This is a genomic window from Thermosediminibacter litoriperuensis (assembly GCF_008124715.1).
GTDB lineage: Bacteria > Bacillota > Thermosediminibacteria > Thermosediminibacterales > Thermosediminibacteraceae > Thermosediminibacter > Thermosediminibacter litoriperuensis.
The window spans coordinates 20620-43601 of sequence record NZ_VNHO01000006.1 but is presented as its reverse complement, the minus strand read 5'-3'; the positions used below and the strand labels follow the sequence as shown (position 1 = coordinate 43601).

26 protein-coding genes are annotated in these 22982 nt (G+C 51.4%); 14 read left to right on the top strand and 12 right to left on the bottom strand.

Annotated features, from left to right (window positions below):
- Positions 1–50: 50 nt before the first annotated feature.
- The 11 genes from LZ11_RS03520 to rpmH form a co-directional block, all read right to left on the bottom strand.
- Positions 51–905: a ParB/RepB/Spo0J family partition protein gene (locus LZ11_RS03520; RefSeq protein WP_148866530.1), complete on the bottom strand. Its 855-nt coding sequence runs from the start codon at positions 903–905 to the stop codon at positions 51–53.
- Positions 898–1659, bottom strand: coding sequence for a ParA family protein (locus tag LZ11_RS03515; RefSeq protein ID WP_148866529.1), 762 nt, complete (start codon positions 1657–1659; stop codon positions 898–900). The genes LZ11_RS03520 and LZ11_RS03515 overlap by 8 nt, the downstream gene beginning before the upstream one ends.
- Positions 1660–1768: 109 nt before the next feature.
- Positions 1769–2572 carry a nucleoid occlusion protein gene (gene noc, locus LZ11_RS03510; RefSeq protein WP_148866528.1) on the bottom strand — a complete coding sequence of 268 codons (804 nt, stop codon included), beginning with the start codon at positions 2570–2572 and terminating at the stop codon, positions 1769–1771.
- Between the two features lie 69 nt (positions 2573–2641).
- Positions 2642–3379 carry a 16S rRNA (guanine(527)-N(7))-methyltransferase RsmG gene (rsmG, locus tag LZ11_RS03505; protein WP_148866527.1) on the bottom strand — a complete coding sequence of 246 codons (738 nt, stop codon included), beginning with the start codon at positions 3377–3379 and terminating at the stop codon, positions 2642–2644.
- Positions 3376–5259, bottom strand: coding sequence for a tRNA uridine-5-carboxymethylaminomethyl(34) synthesis enzyme MnmG (gene mnmG / locus LZ11_RS03500; RefSeq protein WP_148866526.1), 1884 nt, complete (start codon positions 5257–5259; stop codon positions 3376–3378). Before mnmG ends, rsmG begins: the two co-directional genes overlap by 4 nt.
- An 11-nt stretch (positions 5260–5270) precedes the next feature.
- Positions 5271–6659: a tRNA uridine-5-carboxymethylaminomethyl(34) synthesis GTPase MnmE gene (gene mnmE, locus LZ11_RS03495; RefSeq protein WP_148866525.1), complete on the bottom strand. Its 1389-nt coding sequence runs from the start codon at positions 6657–6659 to the stop codon at positions 5271–5273.
- Positions 6660–6691: 32 nt separating this feature from the next.
- A complete protein-coding gene (gene jag / locus LZ11_RS03490) occupies positions 6692–7324 on the bottom strand; it encodes an RNA-binding cell elongation regulator Jag/EloR (RefSeq protein ID WP_148866524.1) in 633 nt (210 codons plus the stop codon).
- 1 nt (position 7325) lies between these two features.
- The gene (locus LZ11_RS03485; protein WP_148866523.1) at positions 7326–7955 is read right to left on the bottom strand and encodes a YidC/Oxa1 family membrane protein insertase; all 630 of its coding nucleotides are present in this window, start codon (positions 7953–7955) and stop codon (positions 7326–7328) included.
- Positions 7956–8046: 91 nt separating this feature from the next.
- Positions 8047–8253, bottom strand: a complete 207-nt coding sequence (yidD, locus tag LZ11_RS03480) for a membrane protein insertion efficiency factor YidD (RefSeq protein ID WP_148866591.1) — start codon at positions 8251–8253, stop codon at positions 8047–8049.
- The gene (rnpA, locus tag LZ11_RS03475; protein ID WP_148866522.1) at positions 8249–8599 is read right to left on the bottom strand and encodes a ribonuclease P protein component; all 351 of its coding nucleotides are present in this window, start codon (positions 8597–8599) and stop codon (positions 8249–8251) included. Before rnpA ends, yidD begins: the two co-directional genes overlap by 5 nt.
- 57 nt (positions 8600–8656) lie before the next feature.
- A complete protein-coding gene (rpmH, locus tag LZ11_RS03470) occupies positions 8657–8791 on the bottom strand; it encodes a 50S ribosomal protein L34 (RefSeq protein ID WP_148866521.1) in 135 nt (44 codons plus the stop codon).
- Between the two features lie 155 nt (positions 8792–8946).
- Between rpmH and dnaA the strand changes: the two genes are divergently transcribed.
- From dnaA to gyrA, 8 genes are all read left to right on the top strand, one after another.
- Positions 8947–10296: a chromosomal replication initiator protein DnaA gene (gene dnaA / locus LZ11_RS03465; protein ID WP_148866520.1), complete on the top strand. Its 1350-nt coding sequence runs from the start codon at positions 8947–8949 to the stop codon at positions 10294–10296.
- Between the two features lie 252 nt (positions 10297–10548).
- Positions 10549–11661 (top strand): DNA polymerase III subunit beta, encoded by a 1113-nt coding sequence (dnaN, locus tag LZ11_RS03460; protein ID WP_148866519.1) that lies wholly within the window; start codon positions 10549–10551, stop codon positions 11659–11661.
- The gene (locus LZ11_RS03455) at positions 11658–11876 is read left to right on the top strand and encodes an RNA-binding S4 domain-containing protein (protein WP_148866518.1); all 219 of its coding nucleotides are present in this window, start codon (positions 11658–11660) and stop codon (positions 11874–11876) included. Before dnaN ends, LZ11_RS03455 begins: the two co-directional genes overlap by 4 nt.
- A 1-nt stretch (position 11877) precedes the next feature.
- Entirely contained in the window at positions 11878–12981 is a 1104-nt protein-coding gene (recF, locus tag LZ11_RS03450; RefSeq protein WP_170240271.1) for a DNA replication/repair protein RecF, read from the top strand.
- Between the two features lie 5 nt (positions 12982–12986).
- Positions 12987–13514 (top strand): DciA family protein, encoded by a 528-nt coding sequence (locus LZ11_RS03445; protein WP_148866516.1) that lies wholly within the window; start codon positions 12987–12989, stop codon positions 13512–13514.
- A complete protein-coding gene (remB, locus tag LZ11_RS03440; RefSeq protein WP_246110693.1) occupies positions 13504–13710 on the top strand; it encodes an extracellular matrix regulator RemB in 207 nt (68 codons plus the stop codon). The genes LZ11_RS03445 and remB overlap by 11 nt, the downstream gene beginning before the upstream one ends.
- Before the next feature lie 16 nt (positions 13711–13726).
- Positions 13727–15637 carry a DNA topoisomerase (ATP-hydrolyzing) subunit B gene (gyrB, locus tag LZ11_RS03435; protein ID WP_148866514.1) on the top strand — a complete coding sequence of 637 codons (1911 nt, stop codon included), beginning with the start codon at positions 13727–13729 and terminating at the stop codon, positions 15635–15637.
- Positions 15638–15651: 14 nt separating this feature from the next.
- On the top strand, positions 15652–18084 hold the full coding sequence (gene gyrA / locus LZ11_RS03430; protein WP_148866513.1) for a DNA gyrase subunit A: 2433 nt from the start codon (positions 15652–15654) through the stop codon (positions 18082–18084).
- On the opposite strand, the gene LZ11_RS03425 is transcribed toward gyrA, so the two are convergent.
- On the bottom strand, positions 18081–18329 hold the full coding sequence (locus LZ11_RS03425) for a hypothetical protein (protein WP_148866512.1): 249 nt from the start codon (positions 18327–18329) through the stop codon (positions 18081–18083). The genes gyrA and LZ11_RS03425 overlap by 4 nt on opposite strands.
- Positions 18330–18408: 79 nt before the next feature.
- On the opposite strand from LZ11_RS03425, the gene LZ11_RS03420 reads away from it, so the two are divergent.
- The 6 genes from LZ11_RS03420 to LZ11_RS03395 are packed head-to-tail and all read left to right on the top strand — an operon-like array spanning position 18409 to position 22923.
- Complete coding sequence (locus tag LZ11_RS03420; protein ID WP_148866511.1) at positions 18409–19848, top strand: aminotransferase class I/II-fold pyridoxal phosphate-dependent enzyme; 1440 nt, start codon at positions 18409–18411, stop codon at positions 19846–19848.
- On the top strand, positions 19841–20476 hold the full coding sequence (gene tmk, locus LZ11_RS03415; protein WP_148866510.1) for a dTMP kinase: 636 nt from the start codon (positions 19841–19843) through the stop codon (positions 20474–20476). Before LZ11_RS03420 ends, tmk begins: the two co-directional genes overlap by 8 nt.
- A gap of 46 nt (positions 20477–20522) precedes the next feature.
- On the top strand, positions 20523–20846 hold the full coding sequence (locus LZ11_RS03410; RefSeq protein WP_148866509.1) for a cyclic-di-AMP receptor: 324 nt from the start codon (positions 20523–20525) through the stop codon (positions 20844–20846).
- Positions 20843–21289 (top strand): YaaR family protein, encoded by a 447-nt coding sequence (locus LZ11_RS03405; RefSeq protein ID WP_148866508.1) that lies wholly within the window; start codon positions 20843–20845, stop codon positions 21287–21289. Before LZ11_RS03410 ends, LZ11_RS03405 begins: the two co-directional genes overlap by 4 nt.
- Entirely contained in the window at positions 21282–22088 is an 807-nt protein-coding gene (locus tag LZ11_RS03400) for a DNA polymerase III subunit (RefSeq protein WP_246110698.1), read from the top strand. Before LZ11_RS03405 ends, LZ11_RS03400 begins: the two co-directional genes overlap by 8 nt.
- Position 22089: 1 nt before the next feature.
- Positions 22090–22923, top strand: coding sequence for a PSP1 domain-containing protein (locus LZ11_RS03395; RefSeq protein WP_148866506.1), 834 nt, complete (start codon positions 22090–22092; stop codon positions 22921–22923).
- Positions 22924–22982: the final 59 nt, after the last annotated feature.

Below are 22982 nucleotides of genomic sequence, written 5' to 3'. Positions count from 1 at the left end.
GGATTTTTTTGAAAGTTTCACGTGAAACATTATCCTTTTAGGAGGAAGATTTAAGAACCCATTATAATTTCCAGAATCCTCTCCAGTTCGTCTTCGGAGTAAAATTCTATTTCGATCTTCCCCCTTCTCTCGCTTCCTTTTACCCTAACTTTTGTACCCAGGATCTTCTGGAGTTGTTCGCCCACATGCAAAAGAGCAGGATTTATCTCTTCTCCTCTTCCTTTTTGAACCTTCTTGCCTGTTTTTAACGACACTGTCTTTGCTATTTCTTCCGTTTCCCTTACAGATATATTCTCTTCCGTGATCCTCCTGGCTATTTTTATTCTTTCGCGAGGATCCTCAATGGCCAGCAGTGCCCTGGCGTGTCCTGCTGTAAGGCGTCCTTCGTTAATCATTCGCTGGATTTCCGGCTCCAGGTTCAGGAGCCTCACAATGTTTGCTATCTGGGATCTGCTTTTGCCGATTCTCATCGCCAGCTCTTCCTGGGTCATTCCGAATTCTTCCATAAGCCTTTTGTATGCCGCCGCTTCTTCCAGGGGATTCAGGTCCTCCCTCTGCAGGTTCTCTATCAGGGCGATCTGCATTACTTCGGCATCGGTCAGTTCCTTCACCACTGCCGGTATCTTATCGATGCCCGCCATCTTTGCCGCTCTCCAGCGCCTCTCGCCGGCCACGATTTCATAGCCGTTCTTCACCTTTCTAAGTATTACCGGTTGAAGGATGCCGTGCTCCCTGATTGAAGCCGCCAGCTCACTCAATTTTTCATCATCGAAAGCCTTCCTCGGCTGGTGCTCATTGGGCCGTATTTCGTTCAGGTTGATCTCCTGAATGTTTTTTTCGCCGGTCTTTTCTTCTAACATGGGTATCAGGGCCCCGAGCCCTTTTCCCAGCCCCTTTTTACTCAATTCCCAACACCTCCCTGGCCAATTCCATATACACCTCGGCCCCTTTTGATCTGGAATCGTAAACTATAATCGGTTTGCCGTGGCTGGGAGCTTCGCTCAACCTGACGTTTCTCGGAATTATTGTCCTGTACACTTTGTCCTTAAAAAATTTTTTTACCTCTTCCACTACCTGTATTGAAAGGTTTGTCCTGGCGTCAAACATTGTCAGCAGGACGCCCTCCACATCCAGCTCTTTGTTCAGGTGCTTTTTAACCAGACTGATGGTGTTCATCAACTGCCCCAATCCTTCCAGGGCATAGTACTCGCACTGGATGGGCACCAGTACCGTGTCGGCGGCCGTTAGGGCGTTTAGTGTAAGCAGCCCCAGGGATGGGGGGCAGTCGATCAATACGAAATCGTATTCTTCCTTTACTTCCTCCAGGGCATATTTCAATTTGTATTCTCGCGATATGGCCATCACCAGCTCTATTTCCGCCCCCGCCAGCTGTATGTTGGACGGCAGGAGGTACAGGTTGTCGTAACCGGTCTTGACGATGTTCTCCTTTATGCTCTCCTCGTTGATCAGGACGTTGTATATCGATCTACCCACCCCGGTCTTGTCCACGCCTATGCCGCTGGTGGTATTGCCCTGCGGGTCTATATCCACCAGCAGTACACGCTTTCCAAGAGCTGCAAGGCATGCGCCCAGGTTTACTGCTGTAGTCGTCTTTCCGACCCCGCCCTTTTGATTTGCTATAGCTATTATCCTGGACATTTTACCACTCCCGCAAATCGTTTTCACCTCACTAGCTTACGGCGCATATTATTATCATTTCTTTTTTTAGTCACTTTTTCCTTCTATTAGCGATAAAAAAAATGGTTCATCACCTTTTTGGGATCTGAACCACCACTTCTATATAATCGCCTCTGTCAAATTCTTTGTAATCGGCCTTGAACCCGGTCTCCTTGATGGAGTTTACCAGCTTCTTTACCGAATTTACAAAAATCCTTATGTCCTTTATGGCTATCTTTAAATTTTTCTTCCGCCTTGTTTCATTTTCTTTCACCTGTATTCTCTCAAGGGTCTTGTCCACCAGCTCCTCGGTCTGTCGCACGTTCAGTCCCTTTTCAATCACCTTTTTCAGGACATCTCTCTGCATTTTCTCATCGGGCAGCTTCAGCAGGGCCCTGGCGTGCCTTTCGGTCAAATTTTCCTGGGAAATAATTTTTAAAATATCTTCCGGCATCTTCAGGAGCCTGATCTTATTGGCTATGGTGGACTGGCTCTTGCCCAGCTTCTCCGCCAGCTGCTCCTGGGTGAGTCCGTGCTCGTACATCAACTGCCTGTACCCTTCGGCTTCCTCCAAAAAGCTCAGATTTTCCCTCTGCAGGTTCTCTATCAGTGCCATAATTGCCGTCTCGGTTTCTTTGGCATCGCGGACAATCGCAGGTATCTCCTTTAGACCCGCCTTCTGGCAGGCCCTCCACCTTCTCTCGCCGGCTATCAGTTCGTACCCGTTTTTTCCTACACGCCTCACCACTATCGGCTGGAGTACTCCGTATACCTTTATCGAATCGGTCAGCTCTCTCAGCGATTCGTCGTCGAAATTTTTCCTGGGCTGATACGGGTTGGGCTTGATGGCATCTACCGGGATACTGATTACTTCACTCCTTTTGTCCCCCCACACAGATTACCACCGCCTCGTTCTTGTTTTTAATTTTATTATTCTATGTAGTTCGTTTAATCTCCTTCTTTTTTATGGAAATTTTTTCATAAACAACGGCCTCTTTTCAGGTATCCCGGGCCGCCGGGGAAATTTCTCAGGAGTCTCTTGAATTTTTTCCACAACAATTAGGTGCCTTCGCAAACCCCCCGGCAGCTCATATGGTATCACATCCCTTATCCTGCCGCCCAGGACGGCTACGGCGCCGCCGGCCTCTTCGATTTCCGGTTCCGGATCTTCACCTTTCATAGCGACGAATACGCCTTCTACCTTTACCAGGGGCAGGCATAGTTCCACTAACGTATTGAGAGCCGATACGGCCCGGGAAACGGCAGCGTCGTATTTTTCCCGGTAACCGATGTTCCTTGCGGCCTCTTCCGCCCGCGCACACAGAACATCTGTTCTTTTTAACCCCAGCTTTTTCACGGCATATTTTAGAAACTCCGTTTTTTTTCTGCTGGAGTCCATGAGCAGCACTTCTAAGTCCTGCCTCATTATCTTCACCGGTATACCCGGAAATCCGGCCCCGGTGCCCACGTCTACCAGCTTCGTCCCCTGGTGAAAGTCTATATTTTTTAAAATCATGAGAGAGTCGATGATGTGCTTTTTTATAAATTGCTCCTCTTCCACCAGGGCTGTAAGGTTCATCTTGTTGTTCCATTCCACCACTTCATCTTTAAAATTCCCGAGTAATTCCGCCTTTTCCCGGTCTATTTCTATCCCGCATTCCCCCGCCAGCCTCATGAGTCTATCTACAAAATTACCGCTCATTTTTCCCGCCTTCTTTTTTCCGATTCCAGGTACACCAGGAGAATGGTTATGTCGGCGGGGTTCACGCCGGAAATCCTGGAAGCCTGACCGATAGAAGCCGGCCGTATCTTTTTCAGCTTTTCTCTTGCTTCGGTCCGGAGCCCGTAAATTTTATCATAATCCAAGTCATGGGGGATGCGCTTGTTTTCCATCTTCTTGAAACTTTCCACCTGTTTCATCTGGCGCTTTATATACCCGTCGTACGCCGTCATGATCTCCACCTGTTCTATAACTTCCTGGGGAAGTTCCGGTCTTTCCGGGTCCAGGGCTTTCAGCGCCGTGTAATCAATCTCCGGTCGCTTTAAAAGGTCTTCCAGGGTAGCCGGCGTAGCCAGAGGTGCTGAACCTATTTCCTCCAGCGCCCTGTTAACTTCGGCGGTAGGCGTAATTTTCGTGGAGCGCAGCCTTTCTATTTCTTCCTCGATCATATTCTTTTTTTTCAGAAATCTCTCGTATCTTTCTTCGCTGATAAGCCCTATCCTGTAACCTATTTCCGTCAGCCGCAAATCGGCGTTATCGTGCCTTAAAAGCAGCCTGTATTCCGCCCTGGATGTGAGCATGCGGTATGGTTCGTCGGTGCCCTTCGTCACCAGGTCGTCTATCAGCACGCCTATATAGGCGTCGGACCTTTCGAGTATCAAAGGCTCCCTTTCCTTCAGCTTTAAAGCAGCGTTTATGCCGGCGATCAGCCCCTGGGCTGCGGCTTCTTCGTAACCGGATGTGCCGTTTATCTGGCCGGCCATATAAAGGCCCTTGATTTCCTTGGTCTCCAGCGTCAGTTTCAGCTGGGTTGGTATCACGTAGTCGTATTCGATGGCGTATCCCGGCCGCATCATCTTCACGTTCTCCAAGCCCTTTATGGTCCTCAAAAGCTCCACCTGCACGTCTTCGGGCAGGCTTGTTGAAACGCCCTGCAGGTACATTTCGCAGGTTTTTTCGCCCTCCGGCTCCACGAACACCTGGTGGGATTCCTTTTCGGGGAAGTTGACTATTTTCACTTCTATGCTGGGGCAGTACCTGGGGCCGACCCCTTTTATATCTCCTTTATAAAGCGGTGCCCTGTAGAGGTTCTTCCTGATTATCTCGTGGGTCTTCTCGTTGGTGTAGGTCAGCCAGCACGAAATCTGCGGCCTTTTTATAGATTCGGTTTCATAGGAGAAGGGGATAATTACCTCGTCTCCCGGTTGTTCAATCATCTTCGAATAATCAATGGAATCCCTGTGTACCCGGGGAGGCGTGCCTGTTTTGAATCTTCCCAGCTCGAAACCCAGCGCTTCAAGGCATTTTGAGAGCTCGGCGGCGGGAAAAAGCCCGTTGGGGCCTCCGCTGTAGCTCACGTCGCCTATGATTATCCTGCCTCTCAGGTACACTCCCGTCGTCAAAATTACCGCCCGCGCATAGTACACCCCTCCCGTCCTGGTGACCACGCCCTTCACCCGTCTGCCCTCTACCAGGATCTTTACCACTTCGCCCTGTACAATATCGAGGTTTTCCTGCCTCTCCAGGGTGTACTTCATGGAAAGCTGGTATGCCTTTTTGTCGGCCTGTGCCCTCAAAGCCCTCACAGCGGGCCCTTTTTTCGTATTCAGGAGCCGCATCTGTATTAGAGTCTTATCTATATTTTTCGCCATTTCTCCGCCGAGGGCGTCTATTTCGCGCACCAGGTGCCCCTTTGCCGGCCCGCCGATGGATGGATTGCACGGCATCAGTGCGATGCTGTCCAAATTTATTGCAAAAACCACGGTCCTCAACCCCAGGCGGGCCGCAGCCAGGGCGGCTTCGCAACCGGCGTGCCCGGCTCCTACCACTGCCACATCGTAATATCCCGCGGTGTACTCCATTCTTATCACCCTCATTTGCCTATGCAGAAGTTTTCAAAAATGGCGTTGACTACATCTTCCCGCACCGTATCCCCGGTTATCTCGCCCAGTTGCTCCCATGCTTCCCTCACTTCCATGGCCACCATCTCCATGGGAATTCCGGCCGACAGCGCGCTTTCGGTTCTTTCCAGCGCCTCCACGGCGTTCTTTACAGCCTGGCTGTGCCTTGCCCTTGTTACTATTACGCCTTCATCGACGGGACCTATCTCCTCGGTGACCGCCCTGTATATGGCTTCCTTCAGCTCCTCTATACCTTTTTCCTGTAGAGCCGATACCCTTATCACCGGCTTTCCAGGAAAAGCCGATTTTACCTCATCCGCATTCAGTTTCTCGGGCAGATCGGATTTGTTGATTACCACTATTACGAATTTATCCTTCACCAATTCCATTATCTCGCGGTCTTCTTTCTTCAACTCCTCGGATGCGTCGAACATCAACAGCACCAGTTCCGCATCCTTCAGCGTCTCCAGAGCCCTTTCAACGCCGATCTTCTCAACAGCGTCGCGGGTCTCCCTGATCCCTGCTGTATCGACGATCCTTACCGGTATGCCGTTTATGTTCAGGTACTCCTCGATTATATCCCTGGTGGTCCCCGGAATGTCGGTGACTATAGCCCTCCTTTCCCTGAGCAGGGAATTCAGCAGCGAAGATTTACCGACATTGGGCCTCCCGAGGATTACGGTGGACAACCCTTCCCGCATTATCTTCCCCGCCTGGGCTTTTTTCAAAAGCTCCTCCAGCTCCACCCGGATACCCCGAATCTCACCTCTAATTGTGTCGGGATCGGCTTCCGGTATATCTTCCTCCGGAAAATCTATGCCGGCCTCTATATGGGCGATAATCCGGAGGATCTTCTGCCTCACTTCCCGAATCCTGTCGGAAAGACCTCCCTTTAACTGGTTTACAGCCACTTTAAGCGCCCGGTCGGTCTTGGCCCGTATGATGTCTATAACCGCCTCGGCCTGGGAAAGGTCTATCCTGCCGTTTAAAAAAGCCCTCTTGGTAAACTCTCCCGGTTCTGCCACCCGGGCGCCCCTGCTCAACACCACTTCCAGGATCCGGTGCTGAACGGTGAACCCGCCGTGACAGTTTATCTCAACCATATTTTCCCTGGTGTAGGTAAAGGGAGCCCTGTATTTAACCAGCAGCACCTCATCGATTATCTCGCCGCTGGAAGGATCGACTATACTGCCCAGGTACATGGTCCTGGGCTTCATCTCCGAAGGATCTATATTTTTTTTGGGGCGGAATATTTCGCCGGCTATACGGAAGGAGTCTTCTCCGCTTATCCTTATTATGCCGATACCGCCTTCTCCCAGAGGCGTTGAAATGGCTGCTATGGTATCCCCGGTCGTATTCATAAAATCTCCTCCACCTATAATATATCCTCCTGTCATTTGACAGGAGGATATTTCAGCGAAACAATAACTCTCCTATAGGGTTCTTCGCCCTCGCTGTGGGTTTTCACCCGTTCGTCGCCCTGGAGGGCGTTATGTATAATCTTTCTCTCGTTGGGCGGCATTGGCTCGAGGGCAATGCTCTTTTTAGTCTCCTTAACCCTTTTTGCTATCTTTAAAGCCAGCTCCTTCAGGGCTTTTTCCCTCTTTTCCCTGTACCCTTCCACGTCCAGTATTATCCTCTTGTAGCCCGCACCGTCCTTATTGGCCACAAGGCCGGTCAAATACTGGAGTGCGTTCAGCGTTGCCCCGTGCTTTCCTATAAGTATGCCCATGTCTTTGCCTTTTATTTCTATCCTGCACATGCCGTCTTCTTCGTGCACCAGGTTCATGACGGGGTCGAGCTTCAGGATCTTCATCAGACCGGTTAGAAATTCCACCGCTTTTTCTTCGGGCTTTTTCTTTAAGGTCACCCTAACCCTCGCCATCTTGGAGAGCAGCCCGAACAACCCCCTGCTGCCCTCCTCCAGCACTTCCACCTCTACTTCGTCTTTCTTGGCTTTCAGTTCCTTTAACGCCAGTTCCAGGGCTTCTTCTACCGTCTTTCCCTGCTTTTCCACGGTTTTCATACTACTTTGCTTCCTCCTTGACAGAGGCTGGGGAGCGCATTATTAACACCTGTTGTAATATCTGCAGCAGATTGCTGACTACCCAGTACAGTGCCAATCCCGACGGAAACTTGGCGGCCATCCATCCTATAAAACCTGTCATCACCAGGTTCATAGTATTCTGCTGGTTATCGGAATTTTGAGGCATTCCTATTTTTGACGACACGTAAGTGGTTACCGCAGCCAGCAGAGGTAGGATAAAGGTCCTGTCGGGGGCGCCCAGGTCGGCTATCCATAGGAAGCCCGCTTGACCGAAGTTGAAGTTCTGTAGCAGCCTGAAGAGAGCTATTATAAACGGGAATTGTATTAGCAGCGGAAGGCAACCTCCCATGGGGTTCACTTTGTTTTCCTGGTAGAGCTTCATCAATTCTCTATTGAGTTTTTCCTTGTCGTTCTTGTATTTCTCCTGGAGTTTTTTCTGCAGCGGCGCTATCTCCTGCATCTTCTTCATTGATCGAAACTGTTGAAAGCTGAAAGGCAGTAAAACCAGCTTTATTAATGCTGTCAAAACAATTATGGCAATACCGTAGCTTTTTGTATATAGGAATATATAATCCAGCATTTGCTTCATAAGACTCTCTAAAAAAGCCATTCAAGCGCTCCCCCTCTAATTTGCATACAATATTATTTACGATTTTTTCTTTTTTATTTATACGCGGCGTTCTTCCGCCTGGTTTTAGAAGTTACACCGGATCGTAGCCACCCGGGTTGAAGGGATGGCATTTTAATATCCTCCTTATAGCCTTGATTCCTCCGCGGAAGACCCCGTATTTTTCAATTGATAGCCTTGCGTATTCCGAACAGGTGGGGTAAAACCTGCATGTCCTCGGCTTTAGCGGCGATATTACCTTCTGGTAAAATATTATCATAGCAATGAGTACCTTTTTAATCACAATTATTCCCAGCCCAGAGGTTCAATTTTTTCAAAAGGTGTATTAGATTTCTTTTTATCTCGTTAAAGTCAGCGTCCCTCGCACCTTCCCTTACCGACACCACTACGTCGTAACCTTTCTTTATGTTTTCAATACTGGTCCTGAAAGCTTCTCTTATCCGCCGCTTGACCCTGTTTCTCACTACGCTGTTTCCTATTTTCTTACTGACTGACACTCCCAGCCTCGAGTACCCCAAATCGTTTTCTTTGGCGTACATGCTAAAAAGAGGGCATCCTGATCGCCTTCCCTTTCTATACACACGCATAAATTCAAAATTTTTTGTTAATCTAAAGCACTTTTTCAACCTGCAATTGCCCTCCGAAAAATCTGGAATAAGGCCGCTTTTTTATACGCTGCGGCCCTATGCAGTTAACCTCTTTCTACCCTTTAGTCTTCTTCTTTTTATTATATTTCTCCCGCTCTTTGTTCTCATTCTCTTTCTGAAACCGTGTACTTTTTTCCTGTATCTTCTTCTCGGCTGGTATGTCTGTTTCAACGTTTCACCCCCTCGGGACTGAAAACTATATAGATTATAGCCTATAATATTAATAATTGTCAAGAAAATATGTTTCTTATTGAATGTGCTGCTGTATTTTGCTATCATGTTATTAGCCAGTCACTTTCTTTTTTTTCTTTTGAGGAGGTTTTTCTATGACCCATAATCTTCCCGACCTCTGGCAGCAGGTACTGAAGACACTGGGCAGTGAACTCAACAACGATGTTTCCTTCAACACCTTTTTAAAACCTACTAAACTGGTGAGCATTGAAGACGACATCGCTATCGTCGAGGTTCCCAACGAGTTTTTAAAAGGTATACTGGAGAAGAGATACGCCAACCTTTTGAAGGACATACTGGGTTCAATTCTGAACCGTAGTGTCAGTATTTTCTTTCAAATTGACACCCTCGCCTGTACCGAGCAGGCTTCGACCGCAGATACGGCTGAAAAAGACATCAGGCCTATTGCGGAGGAAAGTCAGAGTACGCTGAATTCCAAGTACACTTTCGACACCTTCGTCGTAGGCAATAGCAACCGCTTCGCCCACGCCGCCTCCTTGGCCGTCGCTCAGGCCCCGGCCAAGGCCTATAATCCCTTTTTTATATACGGGGGTGTGGGGCTCGGCAAGACCCACCTGATGCACGCCATAGGTCACTACATACTACAACACAACCCGTCGTGCAAAGTAGTGTACGTATCTTCTGAAAAGTTCACCAATGAGTTGATTAACTCCATCCGCGACGATAAGAACGTGGAATTCAGGAATAAATACAGGAACATCGACGTGCTCCTGATCGACGACATTCAGTTCATCGCGGGGAAGGAGCGCACCCAGGAGGAGTTCTTCCATACCTTCAACGCCCTGTATGAAGCCAACAAGCAGATAATCATATCCAGCGACCGCCCCCCAAAGGAAATTCCAACCCTTGAAGAACGCCTCAGGTCCCGCTTCGAATGGGGACTCATCACTGACATTCAGCCACCGGACTTCGAGACGCGGATCGCAATTCTTAGGAAAAAGGCGATGATGGAAAACCTTACTGTGCCCGACGACGTAATTAACTTCATCGCCACAAAGATAGAGACGAACATCCGGGAACTGGAAGGCGCCCTCATCAGGATAGTGGCCTTTTCGTCCCTTACCAATAAACCCATCGACCTGAACCTGGCAGAGCACGTATTGAAGGATATACTCCCCAATAACAAGCCCAAGACTGTCACCGTGATGGATATACTTCAGGTAGTGGGCGGTCATTTCTCCGTAAAAATTGAAGACTTTAAGTCCAAAAAGCGCACTAAGGAACTGGCCTTTGCCCGTCAGGTGGCCATGTACCTTTGCCGGGAACTCACCGACTACTCGCTGCCGAAGATCGGGGAAGAATTCGGCGGGCGCGACCATACCACTGTAATACACGCCTGTGAGAAGATATCCAGGGATATTCAAAGAGACGCCCAGCTTTCGTCTCTTATCGAAAACCTGAAGAAAAAAATTCTTCAGAGCTGACCGTGTGGAAAAACTTATTGATAATTTATTGATATCCTGTTGATATATGTGGATAACTTTGGCTTTTTCTTTAATTTTGTGTAATAAGTGGACAACATTATTTACATTTTTCACAGGTTATCCACATGAGAAAAACCTTGGTTTAAGTTATTCACACAATTTATCCACATATCCACAGGTGGTACTACTACTACTGCTAATGTTAAATACCCACTGGCAACAGATTCAATTTTTATCTTTGGGGGTATAATTATGCAGTTTTCTATAGAAAAGGACCAACTCTTGTCGGGCATTTCGGCAGCCGAGAGGTTTATCGCGAGTAAGACCACCATGCCCATCCTATCAGGAATCAAATTCTCGGCTTACGGCAGTAGTCTGGAGCTTTCGGCAACGGACCTGGAGATGGGTATAGAATACAGGTTGCCTGCGCAAATTATGGAAGAAGGCGACGCGGTAATATCCACAAAAGTTTTCACCGACATCGCCAGGAAACTGCCTCAGGGGCCGGTAATGTTCAGGCGGAAGGAGGGGCAGATCACGGTGGAAGCCGGAGATTTCCGCCTCAACATGCCGGTGCTTGAAGCCGGAGATTTTCCGGAAGTAGTCCCGCCGGAGACCAAGCCCATACTTAAATTTCCCAAAGAGACATTTAAGAATATGGTAAAGCAGACCATCTTCGCCAGGGCTGAGGACTCGATCTCTAGGCCGGTGCTCACCGGTGAACTTTTAGAAGCAAGAAACGGCAGGTTCCATGTGGTAGCCTTGGACGGCTTCAGAATAGCCTGGCGGTGGGAGGAGGCGGAAGTGCCCGATTTCAGCGTTATAGTCCCGGGCAGAGCGCTCGTTGAATTGACCAGGGCCCTTTCGGACGCCGGGGAAGAGTCTTTTGAGATACATACCGGAAGAAACCGTGTGGTCTTCTGCACGGAAAACCTGGTGATGGCCACCCGCGTGCTGGAGGGCAAATTCATAGATTACGAACAGGTGGTCCAGGTGGAGCCCAGGATCACCGCGGTTACCAAAACCGATGCACTGCTTTCCAGCATAGAGCGCGCCTTTATTGTGGCCAGGGAGGGGAATAAGAACAACCTGGTCAAATTTAGAATAGGCAATAACCGTATGGAAGTCAGCGCCGAGACCGAGATGGGCAGTGTTTACGAGAAGGTGCAATGCGAGACCAGCGGTGACGAGCTGGTGGTTGCCTTCAACGCCCGTTTCTTTATAGAAGCCCTCAGGTCCGTGGAAAAGCCCGAGATAGAGCTTAAATTTGCCGGCGAAGTGGGTCCCTGTGTGATAAGGCCGCGGAATTCGGAAAACCATATAAACTTTATCCTGCCCGTTAGGCTGAGGAGTGAGGATTATTGAGGGAAGTCTTTATAAAAACGGAGTCCATAAACCTGGACCAGTTTTTGAAATGGGCGGGAGCGGTTTTCACCGGGGGCGAGGCCAAAATAATGATAAGGCAGGGCCTCGTAAAGGTCAACGGCCAGGTGGAGACCAGGAGGTCCAGAAAACTGTTTCCCGGGGATACGGTGGAGTTTCGGGGACAGACCTTTGTGGTAAAGGGCGGGAGTGAATGATTTGCACCTTACTAAAATACGGCTTTTCGATTTTCGCAACTTCCGGGAAGCAGAGGTAGAGTTCTCAGGGGGTCTGAACGTATTTTACGGGGACAACGCCCAGGGCAAGACCAACCTTTTGGAGGCCATACATTTCCTTTGCAACCTGAGGCCGGTTCGAACCACGAGGGAGCAGGACCTAATCGCGTGGGACAAAACGAAGGCCTACTTAAAGGGAGTTTTTTACACCTCCTCCGGCCCCGTCGACAGGGAATTGCTGCTGAAAGCAGGTGACAGGAAGAAGGTCAGGGAATGCGGTGTTGAAAGGCACCGGCTGTCGGAGCTTTACTGGCAGATCCACGCAGTGTTTTTTTCCCCCGATGACCTGACCCTGGTTAAGGGGAGACCCTCCGAGAGAAGGAGGTTTCTGGACCTCATCATCGCACGGTTAAAACCCCAATACGGCCGGTATCTCAGCGAATACAGCCGCGCACTTTTTCAGAGGAACAGGCTGCTGAAGGATCTCAGGAGGAACAGGACCCTCATTACGGCGCTGGACGCCTGGGACGAGCAGCTCTCGTCGTTGGGCGCCGCAATACTCAGAACTAGAGCGGCCTTTACAGAAAAACTCTTTCCTCTGGTTAGGAAATATTACCTTTATTTTTCCAGGGAGGAAAGGGAGATCGATATAAGGTACGCCGGCAGCATGGTTTTGGCCGATGTGCCCGCCGAATCCCTCCGCGAAGTGTTTCTTGCAGCCCTAAGGGAATCCCTGCCGCGGGATCTGGAGAGCGGTTATACCCAGGTGGGCCCGCACAGGGATGACTTACAGTTCCTGCTGGGAGGAAGGGATTTGAGATACTTCGGTTCCCAGGGACAGCAGAGGACTTTGAGCCTGAGCTTGAAGTTCGCTGAACGCCGGATCTTTTTTGAGGCCACAGGCGTTTATCCCATCCTTCTCCTGGACGACGCCCTGTCGGAACTGGACGTGAACAGAAGGAGGTGGATCCTGGAAGGGGAAGAACCCTGTCAGGTGTTCGTTACTACCGCCGACTTGTCGGCGATCCCGGGGGATATTCTAAAAAAAGGCAGGGTGTACAGGATTCGGGCCGGCACTGTGGGGTGATTTTTATGGAAAAAATTAGAAATATACTATTAAAAACCCTTAAAAAAACCGAGCTGGAACGCAGGTTAAGGCAAGCCATGGTCTTTGTGCATTACGAGGAAATGGTGGGGGAAAAGATAGCCAGAATTTCAAAACCCGTTTTTTTTAGAGGCGATACGCTTTTTATAGGCGTGGCAAGTCCCATATGGGCTCACCAGCTCTTATTTTTTAAATCGGATATAATAAACAAGATTAATTCGCGGTTTTCCCCTCCGCTGGTAAAGGACATCAGGTTTCAGGTTTGCCGGGTAGATGGGGAGCCTGAAGGCGGTAAAGAGGACGGCCAGGAGGATATTGAAGTAGAAATCCCTGACAAAAAGAAACAAATGGTTTATAATATTACTTCGGACATCAAAGATGAAAAGCTCAGGCAGAAGTTTGCGGAGCTCATGATGAAGGATCTGGAATTCAAGATAAAAAGAGGTGAATCCCTTGTTCATTCACATAGGCAAAAACACGGTGGTCAGGACCCGGGATATAATTATGATTCTTGACAGGATATGTACCGAATCCAAGGACACCAGTGATTTTCTGCAGGTGGCCAGGGAGGAGGGGTTTGTCGTTACTGGGGAGGACGCGGGGAAATCGATAGTCGTTACCGATAAAAAGGTGTATTTTTCTCCAATATCCTCTATCACCCTTCTCAAGAGGGCTAATTTCATAAAAGATATCGGCGAACAAAGCTTCTAGTTTGGAGGTATCAAGATTGGAGAAAAAGACGGTTTACGATGAAACTAAAATAGAGGTGCTGGAGGGACTGGAGCACGTGCGGCTCAGGCCCGGTATGTACATCGGCTCCACCGACAGCCGCGGCCTCCATCACCTGGTCTACGAAGTGGTAGACAACAGCATCGACGAGGCCCTGGCCGGATTCTGCAAGAACATAGTGGTTTCCATCAATAAAGACGGTTCCGTGACAGTGGAGGACGACGGCCGGGGCATCCCCGTCAAGATCCACCCCAAAGTAGGGAAACCCGCCCTGGAAGTGGCTCTTACCATGCTGCACGCCGGAGGAAAGTTCGGTACCGGCGGGTACAAAGTTTCGGGAGGCCTTCACGGGGTGGGCGTTTCTGTGGTAAACGCCCTTTCCAAATGGCTGGAAGTGGAGGTAAAAAGGGATGGATTTAAGTACTACCAGAAGTATGAGCGGGGGAAACCGGTAACCGAGGTTAAATTGATCGGAGAAGCCGAGGGCACCGGCACGAAAATTACCTTCATGCCCGACGGCGAAATATTCGAGGACACCAGCTTCAACTACGACATCCTAGCTCAGAGGTTGAGGGAGCAGGCCTTCCTTAACAAAGGACTAAAGATAGAGCTCAAGGACCTGCGCACCGGCAAGGAGCAGGTTTTCCACTACGAGGGCGGCATAGTCTCCTTCGTCAAGTACCTGAACAGAAACAAGGATGTGCTCCACGAAGAACCCATATACATAGGGTCTTCAAAAAAGGACGAGTGGGAAGTGGAAGTAGCCCTCCAGTACAACGACTCCTATGTGGAAAACGTGATGAGCTTTGCCAATAACATAAACACTCAGGAGGGCGGCACCCACCTGGTGGGGTTTAAGTCGGCGCTGACCCGTTGCATAAACGACTACGCCAGGAAGACAAACCTCCTAAAGGAACAGGATCCGAACCTTTCCGGCGAGGATGTGAGGGAAGGGCTCACCGCCGTCATCAGCGTTAAGCTGGTGAATCCTCAGTTCGAGGGCCAGACGAAGACGAAGCTGGGCAACAGTGAGATGCGCAGCATCGTGGAGTCGGTGGTAGGGGAGGCCATGAACCGCTTCCTGGAGGAAAACCCTTCCGTAGCCCGCGTCATCGTCGAGAAGGCTGTTAGCGCCGCCAGAGCCAGGGAAGCGGCCCGCAAGGCCAGAGAACTGGTGAGGCGAAAGAACGCGCTTGACAAAACCGCTCTACCCGGCAAGCTGGCCGATTGCAGGGAAAAGGACCCTCGCCTCTGCGAGCTCTACCTGGTGGAGGGGGACTCGGCGGGAGGTTCTGCGAAACAGGGGCGGGACCCCAGGTTCCAGGCGATACTTCCCCTGAGGGGAAAAATACTCAACGTGGAAAAGGCCAGGCTGGACAAAATCCTAGGTAATGAAGAGATCAGGGCCATGATTACCGCCCTGGGCACCGGCATCGGCGATGATTTCGATATAGAAAAATTGAGATACCACAAGATAATACTGATGGCCGACGCCGACGTAGACGGGGCTCACATTAGAACTCTGCTCCTGACTTTCCTTTACCGTTACATGAGGCCTCTGATAGAAGCCGGTATGGTCTACATCGCCCAGCCGCCCCTCTATCAGGTGGCTAAAGGCAAAGAAGTATACTATGCTTACAGTGACGAGGAACTGAAGGCTGTTCTGGAAAAAATCGGCAAGGACAGGGATAAGGCCGATGTGAAAAGGTTCAAGGGTCTCGGCGAGATGAACGCCGACCAGCTGTGGGAGACCACAATGAACCCAAAGACCAGGACCATACTGAAGGTAAACCTGGAGGATGCCATAGAAGCTGACGAGATATTTACGATACTCATGGGAGAAAAGGTGGAGCCCAGGAAGCAGTTCATTTTTGAACACGCTGCAGAAGTGAGAAATCTCGATATTTAACGGAGGTTTTGTAAATGTCAGAATTAGGCGGCAAGGTAGTGCCGGTAACCATAGAAGACGAGATGAAAAAATCCTATATAGACTACGCCATGAGCGTAATAGTCGGCAGGGCTCTGCCGGACGTGAGGGACGGCCTCAAGCCCATCCACCGCAGGATCCTTTACGCCATGAGCGAGCTCAACCTCACTCCGGACAGGCCTCACCGCAAGTCAGCCACCATCGTCGGCGACGTCATGGGTAAGTACCATCCCCACGGCGACGCGGCCATATACGAGGCCATGGTGAGGCTGGCCCAGGATTTTTCCATCCGCTACCCCCTTATCGACGGCCATGGCAATTTCGGCTCCATCGACGGAGATCCCCCGGCTGCTATGAGGTACACCGAGGCCAGGCTCTCCAGGATAGCCCTGGAGATGCTTTCCGATATAGACAAAGAAACCGTGGACTTTGCGCCCAACTTCGACGACACCATGAAGGAGCCGGTGGTGCTGCCGTCCCGCTTCCCGAACCTGCTGGTAAACGGGTCTTCGGGCATAGCGGTGGGTATGGCTACCAACATCCCGCCCCACAACCTCTCGGAGGTAATCGACGGGGTGGTCATGATGATAGAAAACCCGGATGTTACCTCCCTGGAGTTGATGGCCGCCATAAAAGGGCCGGACTTTCCCACGGGAGGTCTCATCCTGGGCAGGGAAGGCATCAGGGAGATGTACTCAACCGGCCGCGGCTCGATAATAGTCAGGGCCAAAGCTGCAATAGAACCCATGGAAGGCGGCAGGCAGCGCATACATGTGACGGAAATTCCATACATGGTCAATAAAGCCCGCCTCATAGAGAAAATCGCCGAACTCGTGCGCGATAAGCACCTGGACGGCATTTCCGACCTCCGGGACGAGAGCGATCGCAACGGTCTCAGGATCGTCATAGAGCTGAAGAGGGACGCCAATGCTCGCGTAATCCTGAACCAGCTGTACAAACACACCCAGATGCAGGTAACCTTCGGCGCTATAATGCTGGCCCTGGTGGACAACAAACCCCAGGTGCTGACCCTCAGGGACATGATATACCATTACCTGAGGCACCAGCGAGAAGTGGTGGTCAGAAGGACGAAATACGAACTGGCCCGGGCGGAAGAAAGGGTCCACATACTGGAGGGTCTGAGGATCGCCCTCAGCCACCTGGACGAAGTAATAGCTCTGATCAGAAAGTCCAAAGACGGACCCACGGCCAGGGAAGGGCTCATGAAAAGGTTCGGACTGACGGAAAAACAGGCCCAGGTCATCCTGGATATGAGGCTGCAGAGGCTCACCGCCCTGGAACGCCAGAAGATCGAGGACGAGTACAGGGAGCTTTTGCAAAGGATCGATTATTACAAAAAGGTGCTGGGCGACGAGAAACTGGTATTCGCTATAATAAAGGAGGAGCTTTTAAAGATAAAGGAGCGCTTCGGCGACGAACGCAGGACCAAAATAGTCGCTGAAGTCCAGGATTTCGACGAACAAGACCTGATACCCGAAGAAGACGTGGTAATAACCATGACCCACATGGGCTACGTCAAGCGCATGCCCCTTTCCTCTTACAGAAGCCAGAAGCGGGGCGGCAAAGGCGTGAACGGCATCACCACCAGGGAGGAGGATTTCGTAGAGCGGATATTGGTTGCCACCACCCACCATGTGGTGCTGTTCTTCACCAATAAGGGCAACGTCTATAAGCTTAAAGCCCACGAAATCCCCGAAGCCGGGCGCACGGCCAAGGGCACGGCCATTATAAACCTGCTGCCCTTAAAGCCCCATGAAAAGGTGAATGCGGTCATACCGATTAAGGACTTCAGGGAGGCCGGGTATCTGGTGATGGTAACCCGCAGGGGTCTGGTGAAGAAGACTCTGCTCTCGGAATACGAGAGCTCCCGCAAAACGGGTATAATAGCTATAACCCTGACCCCCGGCGACGAGCTCATAGGAGTAAAGCTGGTGGGCGTAAAGGACGAGCTGATCCTTGGCACGTCCCACGGAATGAGCATAAGGTTTTCCGTGGAAGACGTCGCCCCCACGGGCCGCACCGCCCGCGGCGTCAAGGCCGTGACCTTGGGGGAGGGCGACGAAGTGGCTTCGATGGATGTAACCTCCGCGGGCCGTGACGTGCTGGTCATAACCGAAAAGGGATTCGGTAAGCGCACCCCTCTCGAGGAGTACAGGCTTCAGTCCCGGGGCGGAAGGGGGATAATCACCCAGAGGGTCAACGATACGACAGGCAAACTGGTAGGACTGAGGGTGGTGTCAGAAGGCGATGAAATCATCCTGTGCACCGCTTCCGGAATGATGATAAGGCTGGAAGTTTCGGGCATATCCAGCATGAGCCGCAACACCCGCGGCGTGACCCTGATGAAGCTGGAAGAAGGGGATCAAGTTTCGGCGGTGGCCGTCATCCGGGAGAGCGAGAAAGATTAAGGGGCCAGGATCTGGTTTACCACCAGCCTGGTATCGTACCCGCACTGCGGGCACTTGAAGAGGTGAACGCACTTCCTTTCGCGCTGTTCACCAGGAGCGGTGGTATTCATATCCAGGTAGGGGTGGTAGGGATCCTGGTAGTCCTGAATCCTCCCCCAATCCTCCATTAAGCAGCCGCACTCGGGGCATGGCTCCCGGACGGAAATGAGGCCGTTGCAAAGGGGACAGTTGTACTGGAATTCCATTGTTATCACCTTTATTTAGTCTTTCCCGTTTAAAGGCTGCGTAATTTATGGTATTATATTCTAAAAAAAGGGAATATCTATGAAGAAAAAAGTGTCGATGCCGCTGGTCGAAAAATTGATTGCGTATTCCGGCAAGGGTCCGGTCAGGTTTCACATGCCCGGCCATAAAGGCGGAAAGGGTCTCCCCCAACGTTTGAGGGTAATAATGGAGAAAAACCTTTTCCGGTGGGATATGACGGAAATCCCGGGCCTGGACAACTGGCACGACCCGCAAGGCGCCATTGAAGAAGCCCAGAGGCTGCTTGCGGAACTTTACGGAGCCGACAGGTCCTTCTTTCTGGTGAACGGCTCCACTTCGGGTGTGATGGCTATGCTCGGAGCAGCCCTGGAAAAGGGCGGCGAAGTGCTGCTTCCCCGCAACAGCCATAAAGCGGCCTTAATGGGTGTAATCCTCACCGGTGCAAAACCCGTTTACCTGAAGCCCCAGGTGGACGGGGAACTCGGCGTTGCCACCGGCGTGCCCCTTTCGGAATGGAGGAAGGCTCTGGAGCAGCACCCGGATGCCAAAGCGGTTTTCATCACAAACCCGACTTATCAGGGGTTCTGCCCGAACCTTTCCGGAATTTTGTCGAAAGCCAAAGCCCGCGGCATGAAGGTGCTGGTGGATGAGGCCCACGGGGCCCACCTGGCCTTCAGTAAAAGGCTCCCTTCCTCGGCGGGGGAGTTCGAGGTGGATGCGTGGGTGCAGAGCCCCCATAAAATGCTGTGCTCCCTTACCCAGAGCGCCTGGCTCCACTTGAAAGGCCGGGGCCTCGACCGGGAGCGGCTGCGGTCGTATCTTTCGCTCTTGACGAGCACCAGCCCCTCTTACATCCTGATGGCCTCCCTGGACGCGGCCAGGGCCGTCATGGAAACCCGGGGCAGGTGGTGGGTGGAAAAGGGCCTGGAGCTCGCCGAGAGGGCGAGAAAACTCATAAACCAAAAAACGCATTTTTACTGCGTGGGCCGGGAGGCCAGGGGGCGGGGAGGCGTTTACGACGTTGACCTTTCCCGCCTGATGGTCAACGTTTCGCCGGCCGGGTACACCGGCTTTTTCGTGGAAAAGGTGCTGAGGGAAAGGTTCAACATATACGCTGAATACGCTGATTTTTCCAACGTATATTTCCTGTTGACCGGGGGAAACACCTGGGACGATGTGGCAAAGCTCGTCAGGGCTTTAAAGAGATTTCCAGCCCGGAAGAAAAAATTAAAGCCGGTTTGCTTTCCCGCTGATCTGCCCGCAAGGGCCCTGGATCCCGGTGAAGCCTTTTTTTCGCCGGCAGAAAGGGTACACCTGGATGCGGCCCCGGGCAGGATAATAAGGGATTCGGTGATCCCTTATCCTCCAGGGGTGCCCCTGCTGTGCCCGGGAGAGATAGTGGAAAAACAGCATGTTGAAGTAATCCGGGAAATACTGAGGGCAGGAGGATACTGCCAAGGAATAAAAAACGGTTGTATAACGGTGGTGAAAAATGGCTAGGAATCTAAAAAAAGGCAAGTTCATAACCATCGAAGGCCCCGACGGGGCGGGCAAGACGACCCAGGCCGAAAAAATAGCCCAGTATCTGAAATCCCGGGGTAAAAGGGTGATTTCCACCCGGGAGCCGGGGGGAACTGCCCTGGGAGAGCAGCTGCGGAAGGTGCTGCTGGACCCTGAAGGAAGCCCGGTTCACACGGCCGAAGCCCTTATATATGCTGCCTGCAGGGCCCAGCTTCTGGAACGGATGGTGATTCCGGCGCTTAAAGAAGGGTTCACCGTGGTTTGCGACCGGTTTGTGGACTCCAGCCTGGCGTACCAGGGCTGGGCCAGGGGTATCGGTATCAACCGCATACTGCAGCTCAACAAATGGGTAATCGGCAGCTGCTGGCCCGACCTTACGATATTGCTGGATGTAGATCCCACCGTGTCCCTGGGGCGGCTCACCGGAGGGCGTAAGGACAGGCTGGAGAGCGAGGCCCTGGAATTCCATCAGAAGGTCAGGGAAGGTTACATGAAGGTTAGGGAAATGTTTCCCGACAGAATCAGAATTATCGACGCCTCCCAGCCGGCCGACGAGGTTTTCAGGCAGATTGTGGCCGAACTGGAAAAGGCAGGCGTGGTGGAGTAAATAATTGAGCATTTTATAAAAATTATTGTGTGAGGAGCGGTGCCCTGTGAAGATGATAATGGCTGTGGTCCAGGATATCGACTCGGCGAAGCTGGTGGAAGAACTCACCAGGAACAACATCGGTGTCACCAGGCTGGCCAGCACGGGCGGCTTTCTGAAGCGGGGCAACACCACGCTCATGATCGGCGTGGAAGAGGAAAGGCTGAAAGATGTGATAAAGATAATCGAAAGGATCTGCCGCCCCAGGAAACAGGTGGTCACTCCTTTCCCGGCGGCGCCGGGAGAGACTATGATTCCATATCCCATAGAAGTAACCGTGGGCGGTGCCACCGTGTTTGTCATGAATGTGGAGAGGTTTGAAAAGATATGATAAGGGTGCGGGGTTTATCTTCCGAAGAAGTATTGGCGGCATCCGGGTACGTACCCCATAGGGCGGCCTCGGGTGGAAGCCGGTTTCAAGAGCTTTTGAAAAGCGCCCGGGAGGTGTGTATAAGGGAGCAGCTGGAGGGAATGCTGGCGTCCATCGAGGAGCAGGGGAGGCGTCTTGTCAAAACCATGAGCCTCGCCGACCTGAAAAAATACAGGGAAATGCTGGCCAGGTTCCTCAGGCAGTGCGTGGAATCAGGGCTTGACCTGAAAGAAGAGAGGTTTTTCAACCGCTACGGCCGCCAGACGGTGCTGACCGCTGTCCGAATAGTGGACCGGAAGCTGTTGGAACTCACCGAACTCGTCCTTTCGGAGAGCGCCGATGCGGTGAGGGTCCTGGCGATAGTCGACGAGATAAGAGGGCTGCTCCTTGACCTGTATGCGTAAAATTTTTCACGCTTATATTCTCATCGGATCTGAAGAGGAAACGGCCAAAAGAGCTGTGGAGCTGGCTCAGTCCGCCAACTGCAATGATTACGGCCCCCCCTGCGGCTTCTGCGACTGCTGCCGCCGCATAAGGGAGGGAAGCCACCCGGACCTTTTTCACGTATTTCCCGATGGGTCGTCGATAAAAATCGAGAAAGTTAGGAATTTGATTTTGAGCGCGTCACAGCCTCCCATCGAAGGGAGGAGAAAGGTTTACGTGATCCACGAGGCGGGCAGGATGACGCAAGACGCCCAGAATACGCTGTTAAAGACCCTGGAAGACCCTCCCGCAGCCGGCATTTTCCTGCTCCTTACGCAGAACGTGAAGAACCTGCTTCCAACAGTGGTCTCCCGGTGTCAGATTTTGGATTATTCGAAATTGGACGAAAGCGAAATGGCAATTCCCGGTGACGTAAAGGAGACTCTGATGGATATAATTTTTTCCCGCCCGGATCTTTCTAAAATACCCTTTTACGTGCAGAAACTGGCCGGAACGGAGATAGAGCCCGATGTTCTGATGGAATTTATGGCGGGCGTGTATAGAGATCTTTTGGTGATTAAGACTAAAAGTAGGGCTTCTTTAAAAAACCGGGAATTTTTGAACAGACTAAAGGAGCAAGCGGATAATTTCTCACCCCGGGCCCTGGTAGCCGCCATCGAGTCCCTATACTCGCAGATAGAGGCAGTAAAATCCAGGGGAAATGCGAATCTGGTGTGGTTTAATTTGCTCCTCAGGCTCCAGGAGCAGGAGGTGATATAGCATGGTCAAAGTTGTAGGGGTAAGGTTCAAAAAAGCGGGCAAGATATATTATTTCAACCCCGGTACCTTAGAACTCTCGGTGGGGGACAGGGTCATAGTCGAGACAGCCAGGGGTGTCGAATACGGCGAAGTGGTTATAGGCCCCAAAGATGTAAGAGAAGAGGACGTGATAGCCCCCCTCAAGGATGTCATCCGGAAGGCTACTCCGGAGGACGAACTGGTGGCCGAGGAAAACCGGGTCAAGGCCAGGGAAGCGGCGGATATAGCTGTGAAGAAAATAGAAGAGCACGGCCTCGACATGAAGCTGGTGGACGTGGAGTACACTTTCGACAGGTCCAAGCTGATCTTTTACTTTACGGCCGACGGCAGGGTGGATTTCAGGGAACTGGTGAAAGACCTGGCCGGCATATTCCGCACCCGAATAGAGCTTCGCCAGATAGGAGTGAGGGACGAGGCCAAGATGGTGGGCGGCTTGGGCCCCTGTGGGAGGGTCGTATGCTGCCATGCTTTTCTGGGGGAATTCGATCCCGTTTCCATAAAGATGGCCAAACAGCAGAACCTGTCCCTGAATCCCGGCAAGATTTCGGGGCTCTGCGGCAGGCTCATGTGCTGTCTTAGGTTCGAGTACGACGGCTACTGTGAAGCCGCCAAGTGCTGCGAATCCTGCAGGGAGGCCGGCGGAATGCCCGAGGTGGATTCCGCAGTAATCACCCCCTATGGGGAGGGTACGGTGGTTTCTGTGAACAAGGGCAAAGGTACGGTGACGGTTCGCCTAGTGGAGACCGGCGAAAATAAGGAGTTTCCGGTGGAGGAAGTGGAGCCGAAAGGGTCTTGACCGGTATAGACTTACGGTTTATTATATTTATAGATAGGCATAATACCCGGATAGGGTAT

Bases quoted from the DNA above. Each gene is read 5' to 3' on its own strand.
- LZ11_RS03515 (WP_148866529.1), bottom strand. From the start codon at position 1,659: ATGTCCAGGATAATAGCTATAGCAAATCAAAAGGGCGGGGTCGGAAAG.
- rsmG (WP_148866527.1), bottom strand. From the start codon at position 3,379: ATGAGCGGTAATTTTGTAGATAGACTCATGAGGCTGGCGGGGGAATGC.
- mnmG (WP_148866526.1), bottom strand. From the start codon at position 5,259: ATGGAGTACACCGCGGGATATTACGATGTGGCAGTGGTAGGAGCCGGG.
- mnmE (WP_148866525.1), bottom strand. From the start codon at position 6,659: ATGAATACGACCGGGGATACCATAGCAGCCATTTCAACGCCTCTGGGA.
- jag (WP_148866524.1), bottom strand. From the start codon at position 7,324: ATGAAAACCGTGGAAAAGCAGGGAAAGACGGTAGAAGAAGCCCTGGAA.
- LZ11_RS03485 (WP_148866523.1), bottom strand. From the start codon at position 7,955: ATGGCTTTTTTAGAGAGTCTTATGAAGCAAATGCTGGATTATATATTC.
- dnaA (WP_148866520.1), top strand. From the start codon at position 8,947: ATGACCCATAATCTTCCCGACCTCTGGCAGCAGGTACTGAAGACACTG.
- dnaN (WP_148866519.1), top strand. From the start codon at position 10,549: ATGCAGTTTTCTATAGAAAAGGACCAACTCTTGTCGGGCATTTCGGCA.
- LZ11_RS03445 (WP_148866516.1), top strand. From the start codon at position 12,987: ATGGAAAAAATTAGAAATATACTATTAAAAACCCTTAAAAAAACCGAG.
- remB (WP_246110693.1), top strand. From the start codon at position 13,504: ATGATTCTTGACAGGATATGTACCGAATCCAAGGACACCAGTGATTTT.
- gyrA (WP_148866513.1), top strand. From the start codon at position 15,652: ATGTCAGAATTAGGCGGCAAGGTAGTGCCGGTAACCATAGAAGACGAG.
- LZ11_RS03425 (WP_148866512.1), bottom strand. From the start codon at position 18,329: ATGGAATTCCAGTACAACTGTCCCCTTTGCAACGGCCTCATTTCCGTC.
- LZ11_RS03420 (WP_148866511.1), top strand. From the start codon at position 18,409: ATGAAGAAAAAAGTGTCGATGCCGCTGGTCGAAAAATTGATTGCGTAT.
- tmk (WP_148866510.1), top strand. From the start codon at position 19,841: ATGGCTAGGAATCTAAAAAAAGGCAAGTTCATAACCATCGAAGGCCCC.
- LZ11_RS03405 (WP_148866508.1), top strand. From the start codon at position 20,843: ATGATAAGGGTGCGGGGTTTATCTTCCGAAGAAGTATTGGCGGCATCC.
- LZ11_RS03400 (WP_246110698.1), top strand. From the start codon at position 21,282: ATGCGTAAAATTTTTCACGCTTATATTCTCATCGGATCTGAAGAGGAA.
- LZ11_RS03395 (WP_148866506.1), top strand. From the start codon at position 22,090: ATGGTCAAAGTTGTAGGGGTAAGGTTCAAAAAAGCGGGCAAGATATAT.